The sequence below is a fragment of the Mycobacterium sp. genome (assembly GCF_036273375.1).
GTDB lineage: Bacteria > Actinomycetota > Actinomycetes > Mycobacteriales > Mycobacteriaceae > Mycobacterium.
Genome location: NZ_DASUHS010000104.1, coordinates 15,642 through 33,938, shown reverse-complemented (window position 1 = coordinate 33,938; position 18,297 = coordinate 15,642). Strand labels below are relative to the sequence as shown.

Below are 18,297 nucleotides of genomic sequence, written 5' to 3'. Positions count from 1 at the left end.
CACATCCTCCTGTGTGAGACGCGGACGGGCAATCAAGCATGATCGGTATCGCAGCACTGGCGATCGGCATCGTGCTCGGCCTGGTTTTTCACCCCGCGGTCCCAGAAGTCGTCCAGCCCTACCTGCCGATCGCGGTGGTCGCGGCGCTGGACGCGGTGTTCGGCGGGTTACGTGCATACCTGGAACGGATTTTCGACCCGAAGGTCTTCGTGATCTCGTTCGTGTTCAACGTCTTCGTGGCCGCCCTGATCGTCTATGTCGGCGATCAATTGGGCGTGGGAACACAGTTGTCCACGGCCATCATCGTTGTGCTGGGTATCCGCATCTTCGGCAACGCCGCCGCCCTGCGCCGTAGGCTGTTCGGGGCATAACGTAGTTGAGGTCAACGTGAGCCAGGATCCGCAAGACCGCACCGTCGGCGGCCAAAGTGATGACGGGCCAACCAGGCCCGGTGACGCCAGGACCGATGCGACGCCGGAACAGGGTGCGCCGCGCGGCCGCCACGAACTGGCCGCGAAAAGCCCGCGTCCTCAAATCGGGCAGGTGCACCGCACCGGGCTATCCGGCATGGTGCGCGGCGGGCGGTCCCGGATGGCCTTTGGGACGCTGGCCGCGATGCTCTGCCTGCTGTTGGGCCTCGCCATCGTCACCCAGGTCCGCCAGACCGAGTCGGGTGACTCACTCGAGACGGCCCGGCCCGCAGACCTTCTGGTGCTGCTGGATTCGTTGCGACAGCGCGAAGGCACGCTCAACACCGAGGTGAACGAGTTACAGAACACGCTGAATTCATTACAGGCGTCCGGAAACAACGACCAGGCCGCGATTCAATCCGCGCAGTCCAGGCTGGCGGCGTTGTCCATTCTCGTCGGGGCGGTCGGGGCCACCGGGCCCGGCGTCACCGTCACCATCGACGACCCCGCCCCCGGGGTTTCGCCCGAGGCGATGCTCGATGTGATCAATGAGTTGCGGGCTGCCGGCGCCGAGGCGATCGAAGTCAACGACGCGCACCAATCGGTGCGAGTAGGTGTCGACACGTGGGTGGTGGGTGTGCCAGGGTCGCTGACCATCGACTCCAAAACACTGTCACCGCCGTATTCGATTCTGGCGATTGGCGATCCACCTACCCTCGCCGCGGCGATGAACATACCCGGTGGCGCGCAGGACACCGTCAAGCGCGTCGGTGCGCGAATGTCCGTCCAGCAGGCCGACCGGGTGGACGTGACCACCTTGCGGCAACCAAAACCGCACCAATACGCTCAGCCCGTCAAGTGAGCACCGCCCGAACAGAACAGGATCTCCCGTGAGCGATATCCCGCCCGACCTGCGCTACACCGCCGAACATGAATGGGTTCGCCGAAGCGGGGATGACACCGTGCGAGTGGGCATCACCGATTTTGCGCAGTCGGCGTTGGGCGATGTCGTTTTCGTTCAGCTGCCCGACGTGGGCACGGAACTGACCGCGGGCGAATCCTTCGGCGAGGTCGAGTCGACGAAATCGGTGTCGGACTTGTACGCCCCGGTATCGGGCAAAGTGTCGGCGGTCAACACCGATCTGGATGGCAGTCCGCAACTGGTGAACTCCGACCCCTACGGAGCCGGCTGGTTGCTGGATGTGCAGGTATCCGAAGTGGGCGAATTGGAGTCGGCCATTTCTTCGCTGCTCGACGCTGAGGCCTACCGCGGAACGCTGACCGAATGACGATTGCTAATGTCCCTGCAGCCCCGCACGGCGAGCGAGCGGTGCAGGCAGGGTACGGGGGAGTCGAAGTTTCGGATCGTCAGGTGGTGGGCGCATTGCAGGCCGGTGCGCGGTACCGTCGACACATCGAGCTTTGAAGGCCTTCGAAGATCGCTGGAAGACACGTGTAAGACACTTGCAAGTAGAAGACGGCAGTAATCGGCATGCCGGGCAAAGAAACCTGGTGCGAAAGCCGGCCGAGCGGCCCGGACAGACAACGCCACAGCAGCCAGTGAGGAGCAGCGCGTGACGGACATGGACAACGATCAGAATTCGGACGAAGTCACGGTAGAGACGACTTCTGTCTTCCGTGCCGACTTCCTCAACGAGCTGGACGCTCCCGCGCAAGCGGGAACCGAGAGTGCGGTATCCGGAGTCGAGGGACTCCCCACGGGTTCGGCGTTGCTGGTCGTCAAGCGGGGACCGAACGCGGGTTCTCGCTTTTTGCTGGACCAACCCACCACGTCCGCGGGTCGGCACCCCGACAGCGACATTTTCCTCGACGACGTAACCGTCAGTCGTCGGCATGCCGAATTCAGGTTGGAAAACAACGAATTCAGCGTGGTCGACGTTGGTAGTCTCAACGGCACTTACGTCAATCGTGAGCCCGTGGACTCCGCAGTGCTCGCCAACGGTGACGAAGTGCAGATCGGCAAGTTCCGCTTGGTGTTTCTGACCGGACCCAAGCAGGGTGAGGATGGAGGATCTTCAGGCTAGTGAGCGCACCCGATAGCTCGGCACTGGCCGGGATGTCGATTGGGGCGGTCCTGGAACTGCTGAGGCCGGACTTCCCCGATGTCACCATCTCCAAGATCCGCTTCTTGGAGGCCGAGGGACTGGTGACGCCGCAACGGGCCGCGTCGGGGTATCGAAGGTTCACCGCATACGACTGCGCGCGGCTGCGGTTCATCCTTACCGCGCAACGTGATCACTACCTGCCGCTGAAGGTCATCAGGGCGCAACTGGACGCCCAACCCGACGGCGAGCTGCCGCCCGTCCGATCGTCGTATTCGGCCCCGCGCCTCGTGTCCGTGGCGGGAACCGGGGCGGACGCCGGCTCCGACACCTCGGCGGTGGCCCCCACCCACGTCCGGCTGAGCCGCGAAGAACTGCTGAACCGCGCGGGCGTAAAGGACGACCTGCTGACCGCGCTACTCAAAGCCGGAGTCATCACCACCGGACCCGCCGGTTTCTTCGACGAGCACGCCGTCGTCATCCTGCAATGCGCGCGGGCGCTGTCGGATTACGGTGTCGAGCCGCGGCATTTGCGCGCTTTCCGCTCGGCCGCCGATAGGCAGTCGGATCTGATCGCCCAAATTGCCGGGCCGGTAGTCAAAGCCGGCAAGGCCGGCGCGCGCGATCGCGCCGACGATTTGGCACGCGAAGTCGCGGCGCTCGCCATCACGCTGCACACGTCGTTGATCAAATCCGCCGTTCGCGACGTTCTGGATCGCTGAGGACTAGACTTCGGTCGACAGCTTGGTTTTCGGCAGTATGGCGGATTTTTGACCTCGCCGTCCCTGGCGATTACCAGTCCAATCGGCGCCATTATGCGGAGGGCAGACACAGATGGGTGAAGTTCGTGTTGTCGGCATTCGCGTCGAGCAGCCGCAGAACCAGCCGGTGCTGTTACTACGCGAAACCAATGGTGACCGTTACCTTCCGATCTGGATCGGTCAGTCGGAGGCCGCCGCCATCGCGCTCGAGCAGCAAGGCGTTGAGCCCCCGCGCCCGTTGACGCACGATCTGATCAGGGATGTTATTGCCGCGCTTGGGCATTCGCTGAAAGAGGTGCGGATCGTCGATCTGCAAGAAGGCACTTTCTACGCTGACCTGGTATTCGACCGCAACATCACCGTGTCGGCCCGTCCGTCCGACTCGGTGGCGATCGCACTGCGGGTCGGCGTTCCGATCTACGTCGAAGAAGGCGTGCTCGCCCAGGCCGGCCTCTTGATTCCCGACGAGAGTGACGAGGAAGGCGGCACCGCGGTCCGGGAGGACGAGGTGGAGAAGTTCAAGGAATTTCTCGACAGCGTGTCTCCCGACGATTTCAAAGCCACCTAGCGCACACCCGTCACGACCAGCACTTGGGTACGGCGGTGCGGCTGGTTTAGCCTGGAAAGTGATATCACGGATCCATCTCAAACCACACCATGATGTCGACACGCTGGCGGATAGCCCGCCCACTTGGCCCCGCGGCGGCCATACTTTGTTCGCGACTACAGGCGCGGCGGCTATCGGACAGCGTAAGCTCAACTAGCACTCGGGCCTGAGCAAACGTGGCTGCAACGCAGCCAGGGACGCAGCTAACGACGAGAGCGCGATCGCGGAGAGGAACCACCGTGAGCGAGCAGCCACGCCAAGAGCAGCTCAACCTAGCTGAGAACGGCAGCCCGGCGACCAGTGACCGCAGCGTCACCGTAGCCAGCCCACCCGTGCAGCCCGGACTCTTCCCGGACGACTCCGTGCCCGACGAGCTGGTCGGCTACCGCGGTCCGAGTGCCTGCCAGATAGCCGGTATCACGTACCGGCAGCTGGACTACTGGGCACGCACTTCGCTGGTGGTCCCGTCGATCCGCAGCGCGGCAGGCTCCGGCAGCCAGCGGCTCTATTCGTTCAAGGACATCCTGGTCCTCAAGATCGTCAAGCGGTTGCTCGACACCGGAATCTCGTTGCACAACATCCGCGTCGCGGTCGATCATCTGCGTCAGCGTGGTGTCCAGGATCTGGCCAACATCACCCTGTTCTCCGACGGCACCACGGTTTACGAGTGCACGTCGGCCGAAGAGGTCGTCGACCTGCTGCAGGGCGGGCAGGGCGTCTTCGGCATCGCCGTGTCGGGCGCCATGCGCGAGCTGACCGGCGTCATCGCGGACTTCCCCGGCGAACGGGCCGACGGAGGCGAGTCGATCGCCGAGCCCGAGGACGAACTGGCGTCCCGGCGCAAGCACCGCGACCGCAAGATCGGCTGACGGCGCGCCAGGGGCCGGGCCGCAAGCGGCCGGGTAAACTGGGCTGCGCATCGCATTCGAGCGGGAGAGTTTCGTGGCTGCCAGTCACGGACGCCGAAGGAGCAACACCTCTCCGTCAACCTCTCAGGCACCCGGACCGCACGAAATCATGATGCCTCTGGAAAGCGGTGTGGACCCCTGTGGCCCGCACCCGCCGATGGGGAAAGGCGCGCGGGCAGCATCGGGCGCCGAATCTCTCAGGCGCCCGGCGACTGGGTGAAGACAGAGGGAGAGGGCCGTAAGTCCTCTGCCTTGATATGTCTTTGTCCGCCCTATTCAGGAGTTCCAGTGTCCGATCAATTCACTTTCGCTGCTCGGCACATCGGCCCGGACAGCCAGGCCATCGCCGCCATGCTCGCCGTCATCGGTGTGGACTCGCTGGACGAGCTCGCCGCCAAGGCGGTTCCGGCCGGCATCTTGGACCGGCTGACCGACGGTGGCGCCGCGCCCGGTCTCGATCGACTGCCGCCCCCGGCCAGTGAGACCGAGGCGCTGACCGAGTTGCGGTCGTTGGCCGAGGCCAACACGGTGGCGGTGTCCATGATCGGGCAGGGCTACTACGACACGCTCACGCCTGCCGTGTTGCTGCGCAACATCTTGGAGAACCCGGCCTGGTACACCGCCTACACGCCGTACCAGCCGGAGATCAGCCAGGGCCGGCTCGAGGCGCTGCTGAATTTCCAGACGATGGTCGCCGACCTCACCGGCCTCGAGGTCGCCAACGCCTCGATGCTCGACGAGGGCACCGCGGCGGCTGAGGCCATGACGTTGATGCACCGCGCGGCGCGTGGCAAGGCTAACCGCCTAGCGGTGGACGCCGACGTCTTCGCCCAGACCGCGGCCATCCTGGCCACCCGGGCCAAGCCGCTGGGCATCGAGATTGTTACCGCCGACTTGTGCGGTGGTCTTCCCGACGGCGACTTCTTCGGCGTCATCGCCCAGCTGCCCGGGGCCAGTGGCCGCGTCACCGACTGGTCGGACCTGGTGGAGCAGGCGCACGACCGGGGCGCGTTGATCGCCATCGGCGCCGACCTGCTCGCCATGACGCTGATCGAGCCTCCCGGTGAGATCGGTGCCGACGTCGCCTTCGGGAGCACCCAAAGATTCGGCGTGCCAATGGGATTCGGTGGTCCGCACGCCGGCTACCTGGCGGTGCACGCCAGCCATGCGCGGCAGCTGCCGGGCCGGCTGGTCGGTGTGTCGCTGGACGCCGACGGGTCGCCGGCCTACCGGCTGGCGTTGCAGACGCGCGAGCAGCACATCCGCCGCGACAAGGCGACCAGCAACATCTGTACCGCGCAGGTGCTGCTGGCGGTGATGGCCGCGATGTACGCCAGCTACCACGGCGCCGAGGGGCTGACCGCGATGGCGCGCCGCGTGCACGGTCACGCCGAGGCGATCGCCGGCGCCCTCGGCGATGCGTTGGTGCACGACAAGTACTTCGACACCGTGCTGGCCCGGGTGCCCGGACGCGCCGCCGCGGTGATCGCCGCGGCAAAGGCCGACGGCATCAACCTGTGGTGGGTCGACGACGACCACGTGTCGGTGGCCTGCGACGAGGCCACCACCGACGAGCATGTCGCCGCGGTGCTCGAGGCCTTCGGAATGCAAGCCACCGGGCAGGTAGGTGCCGGTGCCGGCATCGTCACCCGCACATCGGAGTTCCTCACCCATCCCGCATTCACCCAGTACCGCACCGAAACGGCGATGATGCGCTACCTGCGCACGCTGGCCGACAAAGATATTGCCCTGGACCGCAGCATGATTCCGCTCGGGTCGTGCACCATGAAGCTGAACGCCGCCGCGGAGATGGAACCGATCACCTGGCCTGAGTTCGCCCGCCAGCATCCGTTCGCACCGGCGTCGGATACCCCCGGCCTGCGGCGTCTCATCGCCGACCTGGAGGCCTGGCTGGTGCAGATCACCGGTTACGACGCCGTCTCGCTGCAACCCAACGCCGGGTCGCAGGGCGAGTACGCCGGGCTGCTGGCCATTCACGAATACCACGCCAGCCGCGGGGAACCGCAACGCGACATCTGCCTCATCCCGTCCAGTGCGCACGGCACCAACGCGGCGTCGGCGGCGCTGGCCGGGATGCGGGTGGTCGTGGTGGCCTGCCACACCAACGGCGACGTGGATCTCGACGACCTGCGCGCCAAAGTCAGCGAGCACCGCGACCGGCTGTCGACGCTGATGATCACGTATCCGTCCACGCACGGCGTCTACGAGCACGACATCGCCGAGATCTGTGCGGCCACCCACGACGCCGGTGGCCAGGTCTACGTCGACGGCGCCAACCTCAACGCGCTGGTCGGGCTGGCGCGGCCGGGCAAGTTCGGCGGCGACGTCAGCCATCTGAACCTGCACAAGACGTTCTGCATTCCGCACGGCGGCGGCGGTCCCGGCGTCGGGCCGGTGGCGGTGCGCTCGCATCTGGCGCCGTTCCTGCCGGGGCACCCGCACGCCCCCGAGCTGCCCCAGGGGCATCCCGTGTCGGCGGCGCCCTACGGGTCGGCTTCGATCCTGCCGATCAGCTGGGCCTTCATCAGGATGATGGGCGCCGAGGGCTTGCGCGCGGCATCGCTGACCGCGATCACCTCGGCCAACTACATCGCCCGGCGCCTCGACGAGTACTTCCCGGTGCTGTACACCGGCGAGAACGGCATGGTCGCCCACGAATGCATCCTGGACCTGCGGGGAATCACCAAGTCCACCGGTGTCACCGTCGATGACGTGGCAAAACGCTTGGCGGACTATGGTTTTCACGCTCCGACCATGAGTTTCCCGGTGGCCGGAACGCTGATGGTGGAGCCCACCGAGAGCGAGACCCTGACCGAAGTCGACGCGTTCTGCGACGCCATGATCGCCATCCGCGGCGAGATCGACCGGGTGGGCGCGGGAGAGTGGCCCGTCGACGACAACCCGTTGCGGGGCGCACCGCACACGGCCGAGTGCCTCCTGATCGGCGAGTGGGACCACCCATACACCCGGGAGCAGGCCGCCTATCCGCTGGGCAAGGAGTTCCGGCCCAAGGTGTGGCCGCCGGTGCGTCGCATCGACGGCGCCTACGGCGATCGCAATCTGGTCTGCTCATGCCCGCCGGTGGAGGCGTTCGCCTGACGGCCGCACCGCCGGTGGTGCCGACGAACGCCGTCAGCTCAGAAAGGTGTTCACCGCCGAAGCGAGGTCGGGGGACGCCGACGTAGCGAGGTTCTGATAGCTACCGCCACTGAGTTGGGAGACCGCTTCCCAGGTCGCCCGGTCCGGGTCTCCTCCGAAATCGATGACATTCACCGCGATGGGCTTGGCCGGATCAGCACTCTTACGGATGAAGTCCTGCAGCCCCTGCCCGTCCAACGATTGATCGGTGTGCGGCCCCGCGGTGATCAACAAGATCGAATTCGTTTGGCCCGCACGATAATTGGTCTGCATATCCTGGTAGAGCATCCGCAGCGTGGTGAATGACACCGCACCGCCGTTCGACGAGTACTGCTTGTCCAGCGCGGCGGCCAGTGCCGCCGAACGCGGCTGGCCGTTGACGGCGTCGGACAGCGGCCCGCCGGCCACCTCCGAGCGGCCCTCGTGCCCGTCGAATGTCCACAGGCCGACCACCGCGGTGGGCGGCAGCGCTTTGATCTTGTCCTGCAGCGCCCCAACCACATTGGCCAGCCGGGATTTTGCGCCTTCCTGTCCGGGCATCGACTGGTCGAGCATGATGGTCGTGGCCTGTCCGCTCGACGGGCTCGCCATCGCCTCGGCGAGGGTGGCCCGCATCGGCTCATCACCTACCGACAGCGCTGCGGGCAGCGCCGGGAAATTCGTAACTGGACTACTGGGCGGTGTCACGCCGTTGACGCGGAAGCCGGCCTTCGCCAGCTTGGCCAGCTGGTCTGACTTATGCATGAAACGCGAGAACTCGCTGGCCGCCGAGGCCTGTTCTCGGCTCAGCCACGAACCGCTGAGCAGCACGGTGGGGTAGTCGGCCACCGCCGCAGACCCTGGCGGAAGCCAGACCCCCAAGGTGCCCTTAGGGTCTGACAACGATTGGCCACGCTGGAAAAGCTGCTGTTCGGTGGTGATTACCGCGTGCACCGGGGCGGTTGCGGGGTCACCGGGCTTCAGCAGCGTGTTCATCGCCTCGGTCAGGGAGTTGTCGGCCAGTTTGGGTTGTGCGCTCAACAGGCTGCGCACCGCGCCGGTGCCCTGCGTCGCCGGGGCGCCGGGCGGTACCGAGGCGGCCGCCACCGCCTCTCCGGCCAGAAACGCTGCGTCCCCGTTGCCATTCATCGGCAGCGCCAGGCGCAGCGAGCCCCAGGCGGGTAAGTTCAGCCCAGCCAACGCATTCGGGTTGGTTTGCAGGCCGGGCAGCGCCGCCCAGTTCTGGTTCGACAAACCCGGCGCGAGTTCGGGGCGGATGGCCAGCACCACCGGCGAGGTGACCAGCGAATGGCTCTCGGTGACGGTCTTCTGGGCCGTCGCCCCGGCGAGGCGCGCGGCCGAGATCGAACTGCCCGGGATCCACAACGCCGGCTGGCCGCCCAGTTCCGCGGGCCACTTGCCGATGAAGCCGTTGAGCACGGCGTCGGAGGTGGCCGGCTTGACGCTCACCACCATGCAGTGGTCACCGATCGGCCCGGCGGATTTGTTGTAGCTTTCCGCGAACTGCGCAACGGAATCGGCGATCGACGGCTCGGCGACGACAGCGACCGTCTCCTGGCCTCCCACACAGCGGCCGGCCGCCGTGTGCGAACGCTTGGACAGCGCGTCACCGAAGAAGCTCCACAGGATCACCGATCCCACCACGACGACGACCGCGACCAGCGCAACAATCACTCCGATGCTGACGCCGCGCCGTCCGCCCTCGCTGCGATGACCGCCCCGCCAATCGCCGAGCCCACGATGCCCGCCGCGGAACAGCGACGGCGGTGAGGCAGGCGGCTCCGGACTCGACGGGCCCGCCGGCCGTGCAGGAAACTCCGGGTAGTCATCGGCGGTGCCGTCTACGAATGAATCCTCGGCCGCGTAGAGATCGTCGTCGTCCGTCGCGAAGCCCTCGTCATCGGGATGGCGACGCGCCTCGGAGTAGTAACCCTCCGCCGAGTAGTCCCCCTCTTCGGAATAGTCACCCTCGTCCGAGTAGAGGTCGGCTTCCTCGCCGTCGCCGGCACTCCGCTGGCGATGTCCTGCCTCTTCGCCTCGAGACGGCTCGTCGACGACGTCGTCGCGAGATGCCTCGACGGGGAAGTCATCAGGGTCGGGCGCAGTGTGCCTACCCATACCAGTGCCTGCGGCCTTTCCGTCGATCCATCGATTGCTCGGCGCCGATCTTAGTCATCGACGGCACTATTACACGTTCCAACCCGATTTGAGCGCAGGCTCAATTCGACTGCGCGGCGTGTGCCTTGGCTTCACGCCGACGGCGATGCAGAATCGGCTCGGTGTAACCGTTGGGTTGCTGCGTTCCGGTCAGGATCAGATCCTGCGCCGCGAGGAAGGCCACGCTGTCGTCGAAGTTGGGCGCCATCGGCAGGTAGGCCGCGTCCTTCGCGTTCTGCTCGTCGACCAGTGGGGCCATCCGCTCCAGGCTGGCCCGCACGTCCTCCTCGGTGATCACGCCGTGGCGCAGCCAGTTGGCCAGCAGCTGGCTCGAAATGCGCAGCGTGGCACGGTCTTCCATCAGCGCCACGTCGTGAATGTCGGGCACCTTCGAGCAGCCGACGCCCTGCGCGACCCAGCGCACCACATAGCCCAGGATGGACTGGCAGTTGTTGTCGACCTCTTCGCGGATCTCCTCGGGAGCCCAGGCCAGTTCCTTGGCCAGCGGGATGGTCAACAGCTCTTCGATCTTGGTGCGCTTCTTGCCGGCGAGCTCCTCCTGCACAGCGCCCACGTCGACGTAGTGGTAGTGCATCGCGTGCAGGGTGGCCGCTGTCGGCGACGGCACCCACGCGGTGGTCGCTCCCGCCTTCGGTTGGCCGATCTTCTGCTCGACCATGTCGGCCATCAGCTCGGTCATCGCCCACATGCCCTTACCGATCTGAGCCTTGCCCTTGAAGCCGGCCGCCAGGCCGATGTCGACGTTGGCGTCCTCATAGGCCTTGATCCACGCGGTGCTCTTCATCGCACCCTTGCGGATCATCGGCCCGGCCTCCATCGAGGTGTGGATCTCGTCGCCGGTGCGGTCCAGGAAGCCGGTGTTGATGAACACGACGCGGTCGGCTGCGGCCTTGATGCAGGCCTTGAGGTTCACGGTGGTGCGCCGTTCCTCGTCCATGATGCCGACCTTGAGGGTGCCCTGGGGCAGGCCGAGGACGTCCTCGACGCGGCTGAACAGCTCGCAGGTGTAGGTGACCTCGTCGGGTCCGTGCATCTTGGGCTTGACGATGTAGATGGACCCGGTGCGGCTGTTGGCCAGCGGCCCGTTCGCGTCACCGGTCTTGAGGCCGTGGATCGCGGTCAGGCCGGTGAACAGCGCGTCCATGATGCCTTCGAACACCTCTTTTTCTTCGTCGCCTTCGCTCCACACGATCGCGTCGTTGGTCATCAGGTGACCCACGTTGCGGACGAACATCAGGCTGCGCCCGGGCAGGGTCAGCTCGCCCTCGCCGTCCGGGGTGGTGTAGGTGCGGTCCTCGTTGAGCACCCGGCTGAACGTCTTGCCGTCCTTCTTCACGTCTTCGGACAGGTCGCCCTTGTTCAGACCGAGCCAGTTGCGGTAGCCGAGCACCTTGTCGTCGGCGTCGACGGCGGCGACCGAGTCCTCGAAGTCCATGATCGTGGTGATGGCCGATTCCAGGACCACGTCCTTGATACCCGCGGAGTCGGTCTTGCCGATCGGTGACTCCGGGTCGATGAGGATTTCGATGTGCAGGCCGTGGTTGGCCAGCAACACCGACCAGTTGGGGGAGCCGAGCTCGCCGGTGTAGCCGGCGAACTGCTCCGGGTTGGCCAGGCCAACGGAGCCGTCGGCGGTCGCGACCTTGAGCTGGCCGTCCTCGACACTGAGCCCCGTAGTGTCGGCCCACGACCCTGATTCCAGCGGCACGGCCTCGTCGAGGAACTTGCGCGCGTAGGCGATCACCTTGTCGCCGCGGACCTTGTTGTAGCTCGTGCCCTTGTCGGCGCCGTCGCTCTCGGGGATGACGTCGGTGCCATAGAGGGCGTCGTAGAGCGAGCCCCACCGGGCATTGGCGGCGTTCAGCGCGAACCGCGCGTTGAGCACCGGCACCACCAGCTGCGGGCCGGCGGTCGTGGTGATCTCGTCGTCCACACCGGAGGTCGTGATGGTGAAGTCTGCGGGTTCGGGTAACAGATAACCGATCTCGGTGAGGAACTCGCGGTACGCCTCGATGTCGAGCGGCTCGATGACACGCTGCCGGTGCCACTTGTCGATCTGTGCCTGCAGCTCGTCACGCCGGCGCAGCAAGTCCTGGTTCTTGGGGGTGAGGTCGGTGACCACCTTGTCGACGCCCGCCCAGAAACTGTCGGGGTCGATGTCGGTGCCGGGCAAGGCCTCGTTGTTCACGAAGTCGTAGAGCACTCTGGCGACGCGCAAGTTCCCCGCCGACACGCGATCAGTCATGATTCTCCTCCATCATGGGCCGCACCGGACCATCGTCGGGCCAGATTGGCAATGTCATAAGCTTACCGAGCGCAGCCTGGTGAGCGTCGTGCGCGCGATCCGCCACAGCAGGTCAGGCCGCGCTGACAGCCCCAAGAACGACGCTGCGGCGAGCACCGGGATGTGTTTCCAGCAACGCATGTTCCGCGTGCAAACGGTCCTCTGCCCTCCAGCATTTTTTAACTGGCAGACGTGAAGATCATACGGGCTGCGCGCAGTCCCACCGGCCGGCCAGTGTCGCTAGGCCTCCCGCATGGTGCCGACCAGGTCTTCAACCAGGTCTTCCATCGCCACCATGGCCACCACGCCTCCGCTTTCGTCCGTCACCAAGGCCAGATGGCTGTTGCTGCGGCGCATCCGCGACAGGGCGTCGGCCAGGGGAAGTGCTCGCGACAGCCGCGGCAGCGGCCGTACCTGCGCCAGATCGATCACCGTCTGCGGATCGTCGCCGAGCGTTAGCACGTCCTTGATGTGCAGATATCCCAGGAAGGCGCCACCGACGCTCGCCACCGGGAACCGGGAGTAACCGGTCTGGGCCAGGGCTTGCTCGACGGCCCCGACCGTCGGGCCCGAGCCCGCCGCGGCGACCGGGACGGCGCGCACACCGGCGAGGGGGACCGCCACGTCACCGACCACGCGGTGGCGAATTTGCAGCGCCCGGGTGAGCCGGGTGTGTTCGTCGCGGTCCAGCAAGCCTTCGGACTCCGATTCGGCGATCATCTCGCTGAGTTCGACGGGGGAGACCGTGATTTCCAGCTCGTCCTTGGGTTCGACGCCGAATGCGCGCACCACCGCGTTCGCGCACTTGTTGTAGAACACGATGAACGGCCGGGCGGCCCGCACGTAGGCCAGGTACGGCGGGACGAGCAGCATCGCGGTGCGCTCCGGGCCGGCCAGTGCGATGTTCTTCGGCACCATCTCGCCCAGCAGCACGTGCAGCGTCACCACGATGGCCAGCGCGATCGCGAACGACAACGTGTGCAGCAGCGCCGGGTGAATCCCGGTGAGCCCCAGCGCCGTTCGTAGCAGATTGGACACCGCCGACTCGCCGATACGCCCGAGTAGCAGCGACGCGGCCGTGACGCCCAACTGGGCACCGGCCAGCATGGACGGCAGTTGCTCCCCGGCGCGAATCACCGTGACCGCGGCCGCTCTGCCCTGCTCGGCCAGCGCTTCGAGGCGGTCGCGCCGCGCCGAGATCAGCGAGAACTCCGCGGCGACGAAGAACGCGTTCACTCCGATCAGCAGGCAGGCCAGCAACAGACCCATGATGTCGCTCATCGGCGTGTCCCGGCCGCGGGAACTTCACCGTGACTGCTCAGTTCGACGAGTTCGAGCAGGTCGATCCGGCGTCCGTCCATCCGGATAACCGTTGCCTGCCAACGCGTCACCGCGTCCAGCAGGCCGTCCGCATCCAACGCGGGCAGCTTGACTGTGTCGCCGGCCACCGGAATGTGACCGATCTCGCGTAGCACCAGCCCGCCGATGGTCTCGTAGGGGCCTTCGGGCGCCCGAAACCCGATGGCGGTGGCCACCTCATCGATGCGTAGCAGGCCCGATACCCGCCAGCCCGTGCCGGCTGGCATCACGTCCGGAGTCGCGTCGTCGTGCTCGTCGCGGACATCGCCGACGATCTCTTCGATCAGGTCCTCGACGGTCACCATGCCGGCGGTGCCGCCGTATTCGTCGACGACCAGCGCCGTCTGCAGGTTGTTGGCCCGGATATCGGCCATCACCGCGTCGCCGTCCAGGGTTGACGGCACCTTCGGAACGGGTTGGGCCACCGTGATCAGCCGCGTCCGGGCACGTTCGGTGCGCGGGATGGCGAACACCTGCTTGACGTGCACGATGCCGACCGTCTCGTCGAGGTCGCCGTCGACGATGGGAAAGCGGGAGAATCCGGACTCGGCGGCCGCGGTCACCAGGTCCGCGACCGTGTCGTTAGTCTGCAGGGCCACGATCTTGGATCGGGGTGTCATCAGCTCCTCGGCGCTCAGGGTGCCGAACTGCAGCGATCGCCGCACCAGGGCCGCCGTGGCGGCGTCCAGGGCGCCGCTGCGCGCCGACGAACGCACCAGCGACAGCAGCTCTTGCGGGGATCGAGCCGACCGCAGCTCTTCGGCCGGTTCAACACCGAGCCGGCGCACGATCCAGTTCGCTGCCCCATTGGTCAGCCGGATCGCCGGGGTGAGCAGCAGCGAGAACAACAGCTGGGCGCCGACGACGGTGCGGGCCGTCGACAGCGGCCGCGCCACCGCCAGGTATTTGGGAACGAGCTCGCCGAACACCATCGACACCGACGTCACGATCAGCAGCACCAGGAAGGCCATGACGGCGTCGCCGACCTTGTCGGATATGCCGATCGCATCCAGCCACGGGTGCGGCAAGTCTTCCACCATCGGATCGGTCAGGTAACCGGCCGCCAGCGTGGTGACCGAGATGCCCAACTGGGCGCCCGACAGTTGAAACGACAGCCGGTGGTGCGCGCGGCGGATCCAGCGGTCGCGGCGTCTACCGCCGCGCGCGTTCGCCTCGACGGCGCTGCGGTCCAGGGTGGTCAGCGAGAACTCCGCGGCGACGAAGACGGCGTTGCCGAAGATGAGCACCGCGATCGCCACAACGCTGACAACGGTGATGGTCAAGTTCATGGCCTGCGCCCCCAGCCGGCCGAGGAGGCAGGCTCGATGAGCAGAGACGGCGCCGGAGGGGGCTCCCCACCGGGCAATTCGTCTGACGGTCCGTGCGCCCGCAAGCCGGTGGCTGGCACGGGTGCCTGCGGCACGTCGATCCTTTCGCTGCCTGGTGGCGGAGCGGTCGCGGTTGCTTCCGTCTTTGCTGTCTTATGCTAGCCCGGGCCGCGCCCGCACGGCGCTGCCCAGTCCGGGCAACGCCGGTCGCTACGCCGTGTCACCACCCCTGCGGTAGCGGATGGCCCTCGGCGAAGCCAGCGGTCGATTGCACCCCGACCACGACCCGCTCATACAGCTGGGCCAGGTTGGCGGCGCCGACATAGGTGCAGGTGCTGCGCACGCCCGAGGTGATGTGATCGAGCAAATCCTCGACACCGCCGCGGGCCGGATCCAGCCCCATCCGGGACGTCGAAATGCCTTCCTCGAACAGCGCTTTGCGGGCCCGATCGAAGGCGGTTTCCGCGCCGCTGCGCGCGACCACCGCCCGTTTAGAGGCCATGCCGTAGCTCTCCTTATACGCCTGGTCGTCGCGGTCGCGCATCAGGTCGCCGGGTGACTCGTAGGTGCCGGCGAACCACGACCCGATCATCACGTTGGACGCCCCGGCGGCCAGCGCCAGCGCTACGTCCCGCGGATGCCGGATGCCGCCATCCGCCCAAACATGTCCGCCCAATGCTCTTGCCGCCGAAGCGCATTCGACTACGGCGGAGAATTGGGGGCGGCCTACACCGGTCATCATCCGGGTGGTGCACATCGCGCCCGGTCCGACGCCGACCTTGACGATGTTCGCCCCGGCGCCCAGCAGATCGCGGGTACCCTCCGCCGAGACCACGTTGCCGGCGGCCAGCGGCACACCCAGCTGCAGCGCCGCGACCGTCCGGATCGACTCCATCGTCTTCACCTGATGCCCGTGCGCCGTGTCGATGACCAACAGGTCGATGCCGGCCTCGACCAGCGACCGCGCCTTGGCTCCGACATCGCCGTTGATGCCGACGGCCGCACCCACCCGCAACCGGCCCCGCGCGTCGACGGCCGGGGTGTACAGGCCCGCGCGGATGGCGCCGGTGCGGGTCAGCACGCCGGCCAGCGTTCCGTCGGCGTTCGTCATGACGGCGACGCCGATGGGGGACTGCTCGAGCAGATCGAAGACCTTGCGCGGCTCGGTTCCCACCGGGGCGGTGACGAAGTCGGTGATTGTGACGTCGCGCACCCGGGTGAAGCGATCCACGCCCAGGCACGACGATTCGCTCACCAGACCGAGGGGACGGCCCTCGAAGGTGACCACGGCGACACCATGCGCACGCTTGTGGATCAGCGCTGTCGCGTCGGACACCGAGTCGTCGGGCCCGAGCACCACCGGGGTGTCGAGCACCAGGTCGCGGCTCTTGACGAACTCCACCGTCTGCTGCACCGCGGTGATCGGGAGATCCTGCGGCAAGATCACGAGTCCGCCACGCCGCGCGATGGTTTCGGCCATCCGGCGCCCGGCCACCGCGGTCATGTTGGCGACGATGACCGGGATGGTCGTGCCCGAGCCGTCACCGGCGGACAGGTCGACGTCAAAGCGGGACGCGACCTCCGAGCGGTTCGGCATCACGAATACGTCGTTGTAAGTCAAATCGTATGCGGGCCTGTGCCCGTCGAGAAACCTCATCGCAGCCGCCCCACCGACTCAAGCCCCCTTCACGCCGTCCGTCGCCCGGCTACGCGGGCACTTCGGTGCGATCTCCGCTCCACAGTGTGTGGAAGCGCTTCTCCGGGTCGTCATCGATCCGGCCGTAGGTGTGTGCGCCGAAGAAGTCCCGCAGGCCCTGAGTGAGCGCGGCGGGCAGGCGCTCGGTGCGCAGCGCGTCGTAGTAGGACAGCGCCGAAGCAAATCCGGGGATCGGGATGCCCAGTTCGGTGGCTTTCACCACGACGCGGCGCCAGCCGTCGATGGATTCCTCGATGGCGCTGCGGAAGTAGGGCGCGACGATCAGGGTCGGCAGGTCGGCGTCGGCGTCGAACGCCTCCTTGATGCGGTTGAGGAACTTCGCGCGGATGATGCAGCCGCCGCGCCAGATCGTCGCCATGTCGCCCGGGGTGATGCCCCAGTCGTACTCGGCGCTGCCCGCCTGGATCTGGTTGAAGCCCTGGGCGTAGGCGATGATCTTCGACGCGTACAGCGCCTTGCTCACGTCGTCGATGAACTGTGTTGCGTCGCTTGGCTTCTCGCCCAGCTTACCGGAGGCCAGGCCGGTGGTGGCCTTGCGCTGGGCGACCGAACCGGACAGGGCACGGGCGAACACCGCCTCGGCGATACCGGTCACCGGCACACCCAGATCGAGCGCCGACTTCACGGTCCAGCGTCCGGTGCCCTTCTGCTCGGCCTCGTCGAGGATGAGGTCGACCAGCGGCTTGCCGGTCTTGGCGTCGGTCTGGCGCAGCACCTGCGCGGTGATCTCGATCAGGAAGCTGTCCAGGTCGCCCTTGTTCCACTCGGCGAACACGTCGGCGATCTCGGGTGCGGTCTTGCCCAGGCCGTCGCGCAACAACTGGTAGGCCTCGCCGATCAGCTGCATGTCGGAGTACTCGATGCCGTTGTGCACCATCTTGACGAAGTGTCCGGCGCCGTCGGGGCCGATGTGGGTGCAACACGGCACGTCGTCGACGTGTGCGGAGATCTCCTCGAGCAGCGGGCCCAGCGACTTGTACGACTCGGCGGGACCGCCCGGCATGATCGACGGGCCGTTGAGCGCGCCCTCTTCGCCGCCCGAGATGCCGGCGCCCACGAAGTGCAGGCCGCGCTCGCGCATCGCCTTCTCCCGGCGGATGGTGTCGGTGTACAGGGCGTTGCCGCCGTCGATGATGATGTCACCTTCTTCCATGGCGTCGGCGAGTTCGTTGATGACGGCGTCGGTGGGCTCGCCGGCCTTGACCATGATCAGCACCCGACGCGGCTTCTCCAGCGCGTCAAGGAATTCCGCAATGGTTTCCGAGCGCACGAACTTGCCCTCGTCGCCGTGCTCTTTGAGCAGCGCATCTGTTTTGGCGACCGAGCGGTTGTGCAGGGCCACGGTGTAGCCGTGCCGGGCGAAGTTACGGGCGATGTTGGAACCCATCACGGCCAGACCCGTGACGCCGATCTGCGCGGAACCGGTCGTGGAGCTGGAAGGGGCATCCGACGAACTCATGTTTTCGCCTCTCAATTTGGAGAACTTTTCGGCAAAAGCTTTCGGTGACACTGTGGCACAGCGA

14 protein-coding genes and 2 riboswitches are annotated in these 18,297 nt (G+C 66.6%); of the genes, 8 read left to right on the top strand and 6 right to left on the bottom strand.

Going from position 1 to position 18,297, the window contains the following annotated elements; translation table 11 throughout:
* The first annotated feature begins 38 nt into the window (after positions 1-38).
* The 8 genes from VFW69_RS10370 (at position 39) to gcvP (ending at position 7,869) form a co-directional block, all read left to right on the top strand.
* A complete protein-coding gene (locus VFW69_RS10370; RefSeq protein ID WP_007170008.1) occupies positions 39-371 on the top strand; it encodes a small basic family protein in 333 nt (110 codons plus the stop codon).
* Between the two features lie 136 nt (positions 372-507).
* Positions 508-1,272 carry a DUF881 domain-containing protein gene (locus VFW69_RS10365; protein ID WP_526500868.1) on the top strand — a complete coding sequence of 255 codons (765 nt, stop codon included), beginning with the start codon at positions 508-510 and terminating at the stop codon, positions 1,270-1,272.
* 28 nt (positions 1,273-1,300) lie between these two features.
* Positions 1,301-1,699, top strand: coding sequence for a glycine cleavage system protein GcvH (gene gcvH / locus VFW69_RS10360; protein WP_083096518.1), 399 nt, complete (start codon positions 1,301-1,303; stop codon positions 1,697-1,699).
* A 294-nt stretch (positions 1,700-1,993) separates the two neighbouring features.
* The gene (gene garA / locus VFW69_RS10355; protein WP_526500866.1) at positions 1,994-2,455 is read left to right on the top strand and encodes a glycogen accumulation regulator GarA; all 462 of its coding nucleotides are present in this window, start codon (positions 1,994-1,996) and stop codon (positions 2,453-2,455) included.
* Positions 2,455-3,195, top strand: a complete 741-nt coding sequence (gene ftsR / locus VFW69_RS10350) for a transcriptional regulator FtsR (RefSeq protein ID WP_526500824.1) — start codon at positions 2,455-2,457, stop codon at positions 3,193-3,195. The genes garA and ftsR overlap by 1 nt, the downstream gene beginning before the upstream one ends.
* A gap of 112 nt (positions 3,196-3,307) precedes the next feature.
* Positions 3,308-3,802, top strand: coding sequence for a bifunctional nuclease family protein (locus VFW69_RS10345; protein WP_007771374.1), 495 nt, complete (start codon positions 3,308-3,310; stop codon positions 3,800-3,802).
* A 278-nt stretch (positions 3,803-4,080) separates the two neighbouring features.
* Positions 4,081-4,710 carry a MerR family transcriptional regulator gene (locus VFW69_RS10340; protein ID WP_526500822.1) on the top strand — a complete coding sequence of 210 codons (630 nt, stop codon included), beginning with the start codon at positions 4,081-4,083 and terminating at the stop codon, positions 4,708-4,710.
* A gap of 51 nt (positions 4,711-4,761) precedes the next feature.
* A riboswitch (glycine riboswitch) is annotated at positions 4,762-4,859 on the top strand.
* Positions 4,860-4,985, top strand: a riboswitch (glycine riboswitch). It begins immediately after the preceding riboswitch.
* Positions 4,986-5,037: 52 nt separating this feature from the next.
* Positions 5,038-7,869 (top strand): aminomethyl-transferring glycine dehydrogenase, encoded by a 2,832-nt coding sequence (gene gcvP, locus VFW69_RS10335; RefSeq protein WP_526500819.1) that lies wholly within the window; start codon positions 5,038-5,040, stop codon positions 7,867-7,869.
* Between the two features lie 33 nt (positions 7,870-7,902).
* Here the strand turns inward: gcvP and VFW69_RS10330 are convergent, their stop codons facing one another.
* From VFW69_RS10330 to gnd, 6 genes are all read right to left on the bottom strand, one after another.
* Positions 7,903-10,026, bottom strand: coding sequence for a vWA domain-containing protein (locus tag VFW69_RS10330; RefSeq protein ID WP_526500817.1), 2,124 nt, complete (start codon positions 10,024-10,026; stop codon positions 7,903-7,905).
* Between the two features lie 100 nt (positions 10,027-10,126).
* Positions 10,127-12,331 (bottom strand): malate synthase G, encoded by a 2,205-nt coding sequence (locus tag VFW69_RS10325; protein ID WP_526500815.1) that lies wholly within the window; start codon positions 12,329-12,331, stop codon positions 10,127-10,129.
* 279 nt (positions 12,332-12,610) lie between these two features.
* Entirely contained in the window at positions 12,611-13,651 is a 1,041-nt protein-coding gene (locus VFW69_RS10320) for a CBS domain-containing protein (RefSeq protein ID WP_526500813.1), read from the bottom strand.
* On the bottom strand, positions 13,648-15,018 hold the full coding sequence (locus VFW69_RS10315; protein WP_526500811.1) for a CNNM domain-containing protein: 1,371 nt from the start codon (positions 15,016-15,018) through the stop codon (positions 13,648-13,650). Before VFW69_RS10315 ends, VFW69_RS10320 begins: the two co-directional genes overlap by 4 nt.
* 259 nt (positions 15,019-15,277) lie before the next feature.
* Positions 15,278-16,714, bottom strand: coding sequence for a GuaB1 family IMP dehydrogenase-related protein (locus tag VFW69_RS10310; RefSeq protein ID WP_526500809.1), 1,437 nt, complete (start codon positions 16,712-16,714; stop codon positions 15,278-15,280).
* Between the two features lie 49 nt (positions 16,715-16,763).
* Positions 16,764-18,233, bottom strand: coding sequence for an NADP-dependent phosphogluconate dehydrogenase (gnd, locus tag VFW69_RS10305; RefSeq protein WP_526500807.1), 1,470 nt, complete (start codon positions 18,231-18,233; stop codon positions 16,764-16,766).
* Positions 18,234-18,297 lie beyond the last annotated feature (64 nt).